The sequence below is a fragment of the Kitasatospora sp. NEAU-69 genome (assembly GCF_057158765.1).
The window spans coordinates 181,845-194,497 of record NZ_JBWXUE010000005.1 but is presented as its reverse complement, the minus strand read 5'-3'; the positions used below and the strand labels follow the sequence as shown (position 1 = coordinate 194,497).

8 protein-coding genes are annotated in these 12,653 nt (G+C 73.7%); 2 read left to right on the top strand and 6 right to left on the bottom strand.

Annotation, left to right across the window (positions count from 1 at the left end; genetic code table 11):
• Positions 1–31 precede the first annotated feature (31 nt).
• The 6 genes from AC060L_RS08255 to AC060L_RS08230 all read right to left on the bottom strand — a co-directional run bounded on the left by AC060L_RS08255 (position 32) and on the right by AC060L_RS08230 (position 9,739).
• On the bottom strand, positions 32–979 hold the full coding sequence (locus AC060L_RS08255; protein WP_483797912.1) for a thiopeptide-type bacteriocin biosynthesis protein: 948 nt from the start codon (positions 977–979) through the stop codon (positions 32–34).
• On the bottom strand, positions 976–2,547 hold the full coding sequence (locus AC060L_RS08250) for a hypothetical protein (protein WP_483797911.1): 1,572 nt from the start codon (positions 2,545–2,547) through the stop codon (positions 976–978). The genes AC060L_RS08255 and AC060L_RS08250 overlap by 4 nt, the downstream gene beginning before the upstream one ends.
• 71 nt (positions 2,548–2,618) lie before the next feature.
• The gene (locus AC060L_RS08245; protein ID WP_483797910.1) at positions 2,619–4,784 is read right to left on the bottom strand and encodes a YcaO-like family protein; all 2,166 of its coding nucleotides are present in this window, start codon (positions 4,782–4,784) and stop codon (positions 2,619–2,621) included.
• 170 nt (positions 4,785–4,954) lie between these two features.
• Complete coding sequence (locus AC060L_RS08240) at positions 4,955–6,748, bottom strand: hypothetical protein (protein ID WP_483797909.1); 1,794 nt, start codon at positions 6,746–6,748, stop codon at positions 4,955–4,957.
• A 2-nt stretch (positions 6,749–6,750) separates the two neighbouring features.
• Complete coding sequence (locus AC060L_RS08235; RefSeq protein ID WP_483797908.1) at positions 6,751–9,348, bottom strand: lantibiotic dehydratase; 2,598 nt, start codon at positions 9,346–9,348, stop codon at positions 6,751–6,753.
• Positions 9,349–9,538: 190 nt separating this feature from the next.
• Positions 9,539–9,739, bottom strand: coding sequence for a hypothetical protein (locus tag AC060L_RS08230; RefSeq protein ID WP_483797907.1), 201 nt, complete (start codon positions 9,737–9,739; stop codon positions 9,539–9,541).
• A 513-nt stretch (positions 9,740–10,252) separates the two neighbouring features.
• Between AC060L_RS08230 and AC060L_RS08225 the strand changes: the two genes are divergently transcribed.
• Together AC060L_RS08225 and AC060L_RS08220 are read left to right on the top strand one after the other, a co-directional pair.
• A complete protein-coding gene (locus tag AC060L_RS08225; protein ID WP_483797906.1) occupies positions 10,253–11,206 on the top strand; it encodes a carbohydrate ABC transporter permease in 954 nt (317 codons plus the stop codon).
• 109 nt (positions 11,207–11,315) lie between these two features.
• Positions 11,316–12,638: an extracellular solute-binding protein gene (locus AC060L_RS08220; protein WP_483797905.1), complete on the top strand. Its 1,323-nt coding sequence runs from the start codon at positions 11,316–11,318 to the stop codon at positions 12,636–12,638.
• Positions 12,639–12,653: the final 15 nt, after the last annotated feature.

The window sequence follows — 12,653 nt, the reverse complement described above, 5'->3', positions numbered from 1 at the left end:
GGAGGCTCCCGCTCACCAGCGGGACGGCCAGTCAGTCGGGGCGGTCCTCGGTGGCCGGCGGGGCGAGGAGGGCCAGGAGGAGGGCGGCGATCCGGGCTTCGTGGCCGGCGGGGACGCCCAGGCGGTTGGCCGTCATGTGGACGTGTGAGCCGAAGATCGCGGCGGCGCGGGCGAAGCCGAGTTCTGTGGTCCAGTCACGGAGGGCGGCGGTCAGGGGGTCGGTCCACTGTGCCCAGCGTGGGTCGCCGCTGCGCATTGCCGCGCGCAGGCGGGGGGCGAGTTGGTCGAGTGCGGTGATGGCGGCGGCGAGTTGGGGTCGGGCGGGCGCGGGGGCGTCGGGTGTCGCCCAATTCAGCCAGCCGTCCCGTTGCGCTGTCAGGAAGCGGACCAGGCTGCCGGGTGGCCCCTCGGTGGTGAGGGCTGAGCAGGCGGCGGCGCATGCCTCCAGGCCGGAGGCGAAGGCGTGCGGGGTGCCGGCTCTGGCCAGGCAGGCGCGCAGGGTGAGCCGGCTGGAGTGGTGGAAGAGCTGCTCGGAGCGCGCCATGAGGTGACGGCCGCCGTAGCGCTCGTACTCCGGCTCGTAGGCGGCGCGCCGAAGACCTGGCGCGAGCAGCTCGCCGACCGTCAGCGGCGCTCCCTGCTCGCCCGCCGCCGCGATGCGTCGCACCGCGGCGGCGTAGGTGGTCTGGTCGAGCCGCTGGGTGGGCGGGACGGCGGCGTCGAGCACGGACAGCCGGTCGGCCAGCAGGGCTTCGAGCCGGTCGCTCTCCGCCTCGGTCAGTCCGGTCATCCGCAGCCGCAGATGCGGACCGCCCTGCCAGTAGCGCACGAAGAACCAGGGTGAGCCGGCGGGTTCCAGCAGGCCGAGGCGGTCGGCGAGCGGTCCCAGCGCCTCGGTGACCACGGCGTCCAGTGCCGCCGGGGCGAAGGACGCCAGGTGCAGGTGCCAGCTCTGCCAGCGGTGCTGTCGGTCCGTCACAGCCTGAGGTCCAGCATCGGCTCGGCGAACCGGGAGCGGCCGCAGACGACGGTGAACACCGGCAGCACCTCCCGGGGCAGGCCCATCGCCCGTTGCAGCCAGAACTCGTCGAAGGAGCGGGCCGGGCGGGCGAACAGGCCGTGCGCGGCAGCCGCCGTGGCCAGCCCATGCGTGGCCCAGCCGCACCAGAGCTGGAGCAGCGACCAGCCGGCCGGCCCGAACGCGTCCAGGATCCCGTCCAGGTCCGCCGAGAAGACCCACATCGCGTTCGCATGGCGCAGCCCGCAGTCCGTGGTGGGTGTGAGGGGGTAGCCGAACGCGTCCTGGAGCCGCTGCATCAGTTCCGGCTCCGGCTGCTCGGGCTCGACCCGCCCGTCCACCACCGCGTAGCGGCCGGTCGGCAGCCCGGCCATGCGCTGGAGCGCGACGGTGGTCCGCACCCGGCGGCCCACCTCGGCGAGCGGCCCCGGCGCGGGCCGGCCGAGCCAGGCGAGCAGCTCCGCGAGGCAGTCCGCGCCGAGCACGGCGGGCCGGGCGGAGAACCCCGAGACCGCTGCGGGGACCCGTCCGGCGGACCGGTTCCACAGCGTCTCGGCCCAGGTGGGCCGGACGGTGCCGGTGACGGTGGTGACGGCTTGCGGGAGGTTGGGGATGCCGCGCGCCGGTTCGGTCTCGGCGCAGGAGAGGTCCGCGAGCGGTGCGGTCACCTCGGCGGCCTCCAGGATCAAGGCGTGGCCGGCCTGCTGACGTAGCAGCGTGCGCTCCGCCTCCGCCTCCGACTCTGCCTCCTGCTGGGACGGGACGGGCCCGGCTGCCGCCCCCGGCAGCGGACGGCTCGGCGGGAGCGGGCCGACGCCGTGCAGGGTCACCACCAGCGGCGGTGACCAGGCCGCCGGGCCGGTGCCCGCCAGCAGCCGGCCGGCCGCGGCGGTGACCGTGGCGTCCGTCCGCAGCCGGGCCCGGACGCCGAACAGGTCCGCGGCGACGTGCACGGAGCGCAGGTTGATGCCGAGTTCCAGCAGGCCCAGGGCGCAGCGCAGACGACCGTACTGGGCCGGCAGGTCGGTGTAGCGGGCGGCGAGCAGCACGGTGAGGTCGCCGGGGGCGGGCAGCAGTGCGGTGACGTCAGCGTCGGCGGCGGCGGTGTCCGGGAGATCGATCAGCGCGTGCCGGTGGAGGTCCAGGTAGCCGACCGAGCCGTCCGGGGCCACCACGAAGACGTGCACCGGGAACTTGCTGCGCACCGAGGCGATCGAGCGGTGGTCGTTGAAGCGGTTGGACGGCTCGCGCCGCTGGAGGCCGACGGCGGCGACCAGCAGGTGGCCCACCAGGTCCCCGGCCGGGACCGCCGCGACGGCGGTGGACGGGAGCGGCTGCGGGTACCGCGCCCCGGCCAGCAGCCGGTGCGTGCCGGACGGCAGCGGCCGCCCGTCGGCGCCGCGGGCCGCCGCCGGGGGCAGCGTGGCCGTGGTGGGTTCGGTGATGTCCACCTGGGGCTGCTCGGCCAGACCGGCCCGCAAAGCGCCCTGCCGGTAGGCGAACAGCCGGACGTCGCTCGTCGTCGTCATCGGTGGCGCCGCTCCTTCACGGGACGGGAGGGTGATGGGGGATGTGATGGGAGAGGTGATGGGGGTCGGGTTCACGGGAAGGGGTGGGGGTCGAACGGGTAGTCCTCCTCGCGCGGCGGTGCGCCCTGCGCGTCCGCGATCGCCTCGGCCAGCCGGGGCAGCCCGGCGAGCCGCTGCTGGGCCTGCCCGAAGCACATCGGCAGGATCCCGGGAACCACCGCCTTCACCACGGACAGCCCCGCCGCGCCGTGCTCGGGCGTGGACTGGTCCACCACCACGATGCGGTCCAGGCCGGCCGCCCGGAACAGCCCGGCGACGAAGCGCAGCGCCTGTGTGACGTCCCCCCGGGCGGCGTCGGTGAAGACCCCGGGCCAGCCGGGAAAGGCCTCGGCCAGACCGACCACCGGTCCGCCCAACACCTCCTCGATCCGGGGGCGCAGTTCGGGGTACGCGTACCGCTTGTGGTGGTCGGGCATGTCCTCGACCAGCCAGGGATCGGCCACGATCGGGCGCACCGCCTCGACGTCCCAGTTCGCTCCCGCGCTGACCAGTTGGGACAGCTCCCACAGGCCGGCCCGGACGGCCCGCACCGGGTCGGCGCCGGAGCCGGCGGCGCTGAGGGCGGCCGGAAGCCCGTCGCCCTCGCGCAGCGCCAGCACCCAGACCACCGGGATCGCGAGATCCACTGTGGCGACCAGCAGGTGCACCCGGTAGCCCTGGTCCTCGATCTGCCGGATCAGCAGCAGGCACTCGCGATCGGTGATCTCGCCGGGCGCGATCCGGGGCAGCGGTCGGCGGCGGTGCCAGGAGAGCAGGAAGGCGTCCCGCTCGGCCAGTTCGAGCAGGGAGTGCAGGACGGCCTCCTCGTAACTGCCGCCGAGCGCACAGCCACTGGAGGACTCGTGGAAGAAGTGCGTCCGCCGGGCCTGTTCGGGCGCGTCGGAGGGGGCGGGGTACCGGTACTGGTAGAAGCCGAGCTCGGCCGGGACGAGCAACGGCCGCCCGCCGTCCAGCTGGTGGCCCCACACCCAGTCCATCGGGGTGTCGTCGTCGAACGGCCGCAGGTGGCTCAGCGGCGAGGCCAGCTGCCGCGCGGTGTACCGGCCCAGCGCTGCGAGTTCGACGGCACGGTCGCCCAACTCGCTTGCGGTGGCGCCGAAGACGAGCGGCGCGACGTTCGGGTAGCCACCGCTGCGCTCGAAGGCCTCCAGGCAGCCCACGGCCTCGGCCTGCCGGAAGGTCGAGCTGCGGCCGTGGCCCGCGAACTGCGCGCCGAGCAGCCGGGTTTCGGTCATCGCCATCCCGACCAGACCGGACCGCTGCGTGCCGAGCACCGGCCCGAACCGGGGGTCGGCGAGCGCCTCGCGCATCCGGTCGGGGTCGAGTCCGAACGGCGGCTCGCCCCGGTCGGGCAGCGCGGTGGGGGTTGGCGTGGGGGTGGGGGTTGGCGTGGGACGGGGGACGAGTGGGCGGGGGTGCGGTGGCTCGGTCGGCCGGCCGACTCGCAGCTCAGGGCCGTCACCGCAGACCGCGCAGCGCCGGCTCGCCGGCACCCGGTGCCGGCGCAGCAGGCCGTCGGGGGTGAGCAAGAGCAACTCGCCGGGGGTGAGGAGTGGTTGGCCCTGCCGGAGCAGCTCGGCCAGCAGCTGCCGGAGCGCGGGCGACAGGACCGGCGGGGCGGCTCGCGGGGGCTGGGGCGGGGGCTGCGCAGGCGACTGCGCGGGAGGTTGCGTGGGAGGCTGCGACGGCGCGAGGCCGGCCGCGGTTGCGGCGGGCGGGCGGTGAGCGGTGCGGTGTGCAGTGCGGTGTGCTAGCTCTGGGAGGAGGCGGTCGGCATCCCGGATTTCTGCGCACCCGGCGCAGCCTGACGGATCGTCGGTGGTCCAGAGCGGGCCGACCAGGAGCTCCGCCGGGGTCGCGCGGACGGAAAGCAGGGGTGTGCCCTGCTCGCGGGCGGCGTCCAGTGCCTGCCGCTCCCAGTCGGCGTCCCAGCCCCCGGAAACGGCGACCAGCCAGCCGGCCGGCTGCTCCTGCCACGGCAACTCCAGCAGCTCCGCCGGGGCACCGGGGGCGGGCAGGATCCGGGGCCCGGGGGCCGTCGAAGAGTGGGGCAAATCCGATGGCATGGCTGGGGCAGCTGAGGTGGCCGGGGTCGGGGCAGCCGGGGCGGCCGGGGTCAGGTTGGCCGGGGTGACCGAGGTCGAGGTGGCCGAGGTGGCCGGGGTCAAGGTGGCCAAGGCAACTGGGGTCAAGGCAGCCGGGGCGACCGGGGTAGCCGAGGTCGAGGCGGCCGAGGTAACCGGGGCCAAGGCGGCCGGGGTGGCCGGGGTGGCCGGGGTGGCCGAGGTCGGGGTGGCTGGAGCGGCCGGGGCATCAGGCAGGTGGGGTGGACCCGCCGGTGGGGCGCTCATCCGGGGAGTCCGACCAGGCCGCAGACCAGCGTCAGCTCGCCGACGGCCTCGTCGTGCACCAGTTGCTCGGCCCGCGGGCGTGCTCCCATGGCCTCGGCTCGGGCCAGGAGTTGGCGCAGGCAGTCGTGGATCCGGTGGTCTGCGGCGATCTCCAGTGACCAGGTCCCGACCGGGTCGGGAGGCAGGACCGGGGCCTGCGGTGCGGTCCGCTCGGCCGCCTGGTACTGCGCGCGGGCGGTGGCGGCGAGCAGGGCCGCGTATGCGGCGGACGCCAGGCTCGGGCCCCACTCGGTGGCCAGCACCTCGCCGGTGGCCGGGTTCGTCACGCTGACCAGCTGCCAGTCCAGTCCGGCCACCGTGCGCAGCTGCAGCTCGGCGGGGACGTCGAAGAAGTCGCGCAGCAGGCCCCACTGCGAGCGGACCGCGATGCTCCCGAGATCGTCCCAGGTCAGCGCGGTGCCGGCGGACTGCGCGAGCCCGTCCTGTCCGGCTTGCCGGAGCAGGCCGTCCACCAGCCAGTGCGCCCGGGTGAGCCCGGCGGCGGGGATCAGCCCGGTGCCGCTCTCCCCCGCCGGCTCCCGGCCCACCAGCTCCCGGTCGGCATAGCGACGCAGCACGGCGAGCATGGCCGTCAGCCCCGCGGCGGCACGTTCCCGGCCCCAGCCCAGCAGGTACGGGCCCGGTTCGGCGGTGCGGCCCGCCACCGTCTCGGCGGTGACCAGGCTGACGGGCAGTTGCGGGAGATCGAGGTCACGGCCCCAGCGGGCGAGACCGGTCCACCGGGCGGTGAGCCCGGCGTCGAGCTCGAACTGCGACGCGTCCCCGGTGTCGGTGTCGGCATCGGTACTGGCGACGCCGGCGGTAGCGGGCTCCATCGTGCGCCAGGCCGCCGCGAGGCCGGCGTCCGGTACCGGTACGACCCTGGTCTGCGCCGCGTGGCCGTGCACCACCCACGCGGTGCGCCGACCGTCCTGCGCCCCGGCCACACCGGCGAGCCGGGCCAGCACGGCGTGGGCGGCGAGCGATCCGGCCAGGACCGCACTGATCGGGCGCGGTGCCGCCGACTCAACCCCGGTCCGCTGCCAGGCGGCGGCTCGCGCCCGGACGGCCTGGAAGGCGCGCAGTTCCGCCGGGGTCGTGCAGACCGGCCCGACCAGCGCGACGGCCTCCTCGGCGGCCACCGGCAGCACCGCTGTCCCCGGCGCGAGCCGCGCGGCGGCGGCGAGCAGGTCCAGCGGAGCGTCACAGTCGTCGATCAGCACCACCACCGCAGGCGCCGCGGCGCCGCCCGTCGCAGCATCACCCGTCACAACGCGCTCCGCACCGGCGGCGAGGTCGAGCTCCGTCGTCTCGCCCGTGCCGTTCGCCGCCAGCCCGCGCAGCACCGCGCCGGCCCCGGGCCCGCCGCCCGCGACCGCGACCCGGGCGGCCCGCACCGCGGCGAACGCGCGGTACGGCTCCGCGCAGTTCGTCTCCAGGTAGGCGAGCAGTTCGGCGTGCTCCCTGACGGTCTCCGGGTCCGGCAGCGGGCCCTGCACGGCGTCCAGGTCGATCAGCACGTCCTGGGCGACCAGCGCGCGCACCACGTGTTCGAGCACCGGCCGGGCCCGCTCGTCCCCGGCGGCCGCGACCATCTCGTCCACGCTCGTACCGTCGAGCAGCGCGCCGAGCTGGTCGTCGACGACGGTGTAGAGGGCCGGTGGCCCGGAGAGCACGAACGAGCGCTCCCCCCGGACCCAGTAGACCCCTTGCGGCACCGGAGCACAGTGCGCGTCCGGACGGAGCTTCACTCTCATGGCATCCTCAGCTGGAATCGGGCCCCGGCGGGGCGGTCGAGCTCGACGACCCACTCGACGGCGTGGCGCCCCCGGCGGACCCCGGGCAGGGCCTCCTCCAGGTAGCTGCCGGGCGGCCGGCGGTCCAGCAGCCGGGGCAGCACCCGCACCGTCAGCGCGCTGGCCAGGTCGGCGTACTGCGGCTTCTCCGGCCGCCGGTTCGCCGGGTGGCCACCGCCCGCCATGGCACGGGCGATCGCGTTGGGGTCGAAGTCGGTCTTGATCACCACCTCGTCCGGGACGTCGTGCACCGCCCGCCAGGCGGTGAGATCGACCAGGTGTCCGGCCGGCCCCTCGGCTCCGGGGGCGGCCGGGAAGTCGGCGCCGGGGTACCAGCGGCGTCGCTGGAGCACCACCCGGCCCAGCGTCAGACGGGGCGTGCAGGTCGTACGGTCCGGGGCGGGGGCCTGCTCCCAGCCGAAGGACTCGACCATCACCCGGCTCGTGTCGGCCAGCCAGGTGGCCAGGCGCAGCGGGGCCGGGTGCAGGTCCGGCCAGCGCATCCCGAGCGTGACCGGGCGCACCCGGACGCCGTCCGCGTCCAGCAGGACCAGCTCGTCCCGCTCCGGGTCGTGCGCCAGCCGGATGCCGAGCCACTCCCCGGGGGTGATCGTCCGGTCCAGCAGCGGGATCCGGTGGTTGATGTTGACGCCGTGCAGGCCGCGGTCCTCGCACGGCTCGGCCCCGTCCGCGGCGAACAGCGCGGTGGCCCGCCGGGCGATCGACTCGGCTGCCCGGCCCCCGAGTTCGCGGTCGGCGCCGAGGAAGCGCATGCCGAGCAGGCCGTGGCCGGGGTAGCAGCCGTTCAGCACCAGCCGACCCGCGACCGGCTGGACCACCAGGCCGTACGACGCGGGCGAGCGCCAGAACCGCTGCGGCAGTGCGGCCGCCAACTCGGCCGGCAGGGCCGGGTCCAGCGCCAGTTCCTCGGCCTGCGGCTGCTCGGCGCGCTCGCGGGCGATCTGCTCGGCGACCGTGCGCACGGCCGTCGCGCGCAGCTTCAGCAGCTGGGCCAGCGAACCGTCGCGCGGGCCGAACTCCGCTGCTGCGTCCGACACTTCCGCGTCGGCCAGGTCGGCCAGGTCGGCCAGGTCGGCTTCGCGGCGGAGCACCTCGCGGACCAGCCCGGCGGCGTGGTCGAGCAGCGGCACACTGGCGCCCGGGCCGAAGCGTTCCACGAACAGCGCGCAGGCCAGCGCCCGTAGTTCGTGATGACGGTCGAAGAGCGCGGCGAACTCCGCGGCCCCGGCGAGGTCGGCCAGCGCCTGCTGATAGCCGGCGGGCGAGACCTCGAACGGGTCGAGCAGGTAGTCCTCGTTGACCCGCAACCGGCCCGGTTGCGAGCTGAGCGCGTTCAGCCGCTGCTGGGCGGAGTCCAGCCGGTGCAGCAGGGCGACCCGCTCCGGCACCGCGGCCGTGGCGAGCCGCCCGAGCGACTGCGCCGCCTCCGCGAGGTCCGCCGCCGCGGCCGGGGCGTGCTCGCCCAGCAGGTCCCCGGCGGCGCGCAGCGGGTCCGCCGCCTGCTCGTCCAGCACCGGGCCGGGCAGCAGGATCCGGGCGTCGCACGCGGCCCGGACCAGCCGGTCGGCCTGTTCGGCGGTGCCGCCGAGACGCTCCGCCAGCGCCCGGTCCAGGGCGCCGTTCGCGACCGGCCCCAGTGCCGTGAGGTCGAGCAGGGTCCGCAGTTCGGCGGTGAGCGGGGTGGAGAGCACCCGGATCTGCGAGCCGTCGCGGCGGCGGAAGCGCACGGCGTCGCGGGTGGTGCGGATCGACGGGTTCTGCATCACCGTGCTCCCCGCCCCGGATACCCCAGTGGCGCCGGTGGCGTCGTCCGGGCCGGCGCTCTCCGGCAGCAGGCCGTCGACCAGCGTCGAGAACTGCGCCCGGTCCACCGAGGCGAGTGCGTGCGCCCGGCCGCGCCGGAAGACGGCCCGGTCGAGCGGAACCCCCTGCTCGGACCAGGTGGCGAAGCCGACCGCGGTGAACCGGGTCAGCGGCGAGGTGCGGACCATGGCACGGGCCAGGTGCTGCAGAATCCCCCGTTCGGACTTGCGGTCCTGCTTGGACGGACGGCCGGCGGAGCGGGCATAGCGGCGCACCGCGTCAAGGACCTGCGGCGAGGTGAGCGCCAGCGACAGCTGGAACGGCTCGGCACCGACGGCCTCGGCCAGTGCGGCCCGCTCCTGTGCCAGGCAGGTCTCGTAGCCGGCGGTCAGCACGGCGCGCGCGAGGGCGCTGCGCTGCCGGGCCGCCAGCCAGGCGCTGGTCGCGGCGGGCCAGGTCCGGGCGGTGGCCGATGGTCTCGGGTCGCGCTGGTTGTAGACGGCCCGTTTCAGCTCCAGGACGCACTGGAGGTCCCGGCCGGTGGCCGTCGCGGCCAGCTCGTACAGCTCGGCGCGGGCGGCGTCGCCGAGCGCGGTGCAGAGCCGCTCCGCCTCGGTCAGCGCGCTCACCGCAGTGGTCAGTTCCGGGCCGGCGAGGCGGCGGCCGGGCAGCGGGTTGATCCGCAGCATGACGGTGTCCGCGAGCTGCGCGGGCGCGGAGGGGGTGTTCACGTGCACGGCCTGACCTGGTCCAAGTCGATACATGGTGACTCCAGGTGGAACGCGGTGGCCCCGCCTCCAGTGAGCTGGCGCAGGGTCACGCAGGGGCCGACCCGGCACTGCCGGGCTGGGGCGGGACTACTGGGACGACGCCGGCCTCAGGGCCACGGGCGTCAGGGGTTCGGGCGCTGGGGCAGTGGGATCAGCCCGTGCAGCAGCAGGAGACCGAGGAGGAGCAGGAGCAGCAGGCCGGACCGACGATGTCCGCCTTGCTGATCAGCTCGTCCATGTCATCGACGAAGCGGGCCGTGGTGGACGCCCGCAGCGCGGAGACGTCCTCCATCTCGGCGACGTCCAGTACGGCCAGCTCGGTCAGGTCGAAGTTCGCGAAGTCAACGCTCATGGCACACCGGTCCTTTGGTCGAGTGTCACGCGGAGGGTACGGATCACTCCAGGCGAACGGCCGTCCCGACCCCCGACCGGGCGTCGACCGAGCGAACACGCCTGTGATCACGTCGATGTGACGTGACATCAGAAGAGCTTCCCAATGGTTCTCCGGGAGCCTGGAGTGATCTCCATGCTCCGACCGCGACTCCCCCGGGGCAAGGGAGTCCGGCTGGCAGCTAACTGCACCGGGCCGAGCCGACGACCCGCGCTCCGGCCGTGGCAGCTTGTTGCACCCACTACGCGGGATAGCGACACGCCGGGCCGCAACCGCCCGGGTGCCCGACCGAGCCCGCTGTCGGGTGGCGACCCAGCACTCCGGATGCGTGCTGACGCTGCGTCAACTGCGGAAGGATCCTATGAGTGGCCAGCCTTTCAGGATATCTGATGCTCATAAAAGTCGGAGCATTTGTCGCCGGTTGTTCACCGAGGATTGGCCTGTTCAACATCGAGGGTCGCGACAGTACTCCCCGTGACCGCAACCACCACGGCCCGGCCGGTCACTGTGCCGGGCCGCCTCAGCAGTAGTCGGGCTACGGCCCGCGACTTCCGTACCACCCGTTGGGGCTGGGCCTACTCGGCTCCGGCGGTGCTCATCTTCTTGGCGTTCGTCATCATCCCGACCGGTTATACGTTCTACGTCTCACTCTGGAAGTGGAACGCGCTCAACCCGGCGATGTCTACGTTCAAGGGGCTGGGGAACTACCAGCGCCTGGTCTCGGCCACCCAGCCGACGTTCCTGTCCAGCGTCTGGCACTCGCTCTACTTCAGCGGGGCGATGGTGATCGGCGGGACCGCGATCTCGCTGGCGCTGGCACTGCTGCTGCAGCGCGGGGGCGCACTGCTGAACGCGTCGCGGGTGGCGCTGTTCCTGCCGCACGCGACGCCGGTGATCGCGACCTCGATGATCTGGGTGTGGATCTTCAACCCGCGCTTCGGGCTGGCCGACTGGGTGCTGCACAGCCTGCACCTGCCAACCTCGGACTGGCTGCAGTCCTCGGCCTCCTCGATGCCGGCGGTGATCATCTACAGCCTGTGGCACGAGATCGGGTTCACCACGGTGGTGTTCCTCGGCGGGCTGGCCACGCTGTCGGAGGAGCTGGGCGAGGCGGCCCGGATGGACGGGTGCTCACCCTGGCAGGAGTTCTGGCACGTCACCTGGCACCAGCTGCGGCCGGTCACCACCTTCGTGGTGGCGATCACGGCGATCACCTCGCTCCAGGCGTTCACCCAGTTCTACGAGCTGTCCAGCGGTGGTCCGGTCTACGCCACCACGACGCTGAGCTACCTGGTCTACCAGGAGGCCTTCGTCCTGAGCGACACCGGCTACGGCGCCGCGCTTGCGGTGGTGCTGTTCGCCATCACCGTCCTGTTCACCCTGGTCCGGCGGCGCACCGCGGCCGGTTCCGAGTCCTCGCTGGTCTGAGTCCCACGGCGAGCCTGACCCCGCACCGCCCGCACGTCCTGCACGACCTGCACGTCCTGCACGACCTTGCACCGTCCCCACACAGCACAAGAAACGGACAACCCTCCCCATGCGTCTCCGCATCGCCGCCGTTGCCGCCGTCGCCGTCGTCTCGGCCCTCAGCCTCTCCGCCTGCGCCGGTGGCGGCACCCCGGCTGCCTCCGGTTCGCCCTCCGCCTCCGGTCACGAGCTGGCCGTCCCCACCACGCCGGTGACCATCACCTTCGAGGAGGCGATGACCATCGGCACGCTGAAGCCGTCGATGGACAAGCTGGTCGCCGACTTCCAGGCCAAGTACCCGAACATCACCGTCAAGCTCCAGGGCGACCCGGACTACGCGACGATGTACACCAAGGAGAAGGCCGAGGTCCAGGCGGGCAACGCGCCGACCATGGGACAGGTCTACGAGAGCTGGGCCTCCTACTTCCAGTCCGGCGGCGCGATCACCCCGATCAGCGAGCTGGCCGGCACCGACACCCCGCCGCAGGTCGGCACCTTCTACAAGGGCATCCAGAAGGACCTGGCGCTGGGCGACGGCAAGAACTGGATGTGGCCGTTCAACAAGAGCGTGCTGATCCTGTTCTACAACGCCGACATGCTCAAGGCGGCCGGCCAGAGCGAGCCGAAGACCTGGGACGACTACGCCACCGCGATGAAGGCGGTCTCCACCAACGGCGTCACCGGCTCCACCATCGACCCGGGCTCGGCCGCCGGCGCCGCCTTCGGCACCCAGTGGTTCGAGATCCTGGCCAAGGCCAACGGCAGTGCGCTGTACGACGCCGACGGCACGCCGAAGCTGAACGACGACGGCGCCGTCAAGGCGATGACCTACCTGAAGTCGCTCAAGGACGCGAACGCGCTGGCCACCGGCAAGAACTACCCGGGCGAGACCGCGCTGGGCGCTGCCAAGGGCGCCTTCGACATCTCCTCCGCAGCCGGCTACGGCTTCGAGAAGAAGACCGTCGGCGACAAGTTCAACATGAACATCTCGGCCCTGCCGACCGGCACCAGCGGCGCGGTCAACGAGCTGACCGGCACCAACATGGTGGTCTTCAAGAACGCCACCGCCGACCAGAAGGCCGCCGCCTGGGCGTTCATGAAGTTCATCACCAGCCCGGAGGAGCAGGCCGGCTGGGCCGCCACCTCCGGCTACCTGCCGGTCACCCCGCAGGCGCTGCCGCAGATGCAGGACTTCATCGCGAAGAACCCCTACGAGACCGCCGCGGTCTCCGAGCTCGACACCGCCTTCGCGCTGCCCCCGTACAACTGGATCTTCAAGTGCCAGGGCTACGAGGCGACCGCGATCCAGGACGTGCTGGACAACGGCGCCAAGCCGGCCGACGCGCTGAAGACCGCCCAGGACGCTTGCAGCACCGCCAAGACCCAGGGCTGATGATCTGATGAAGAC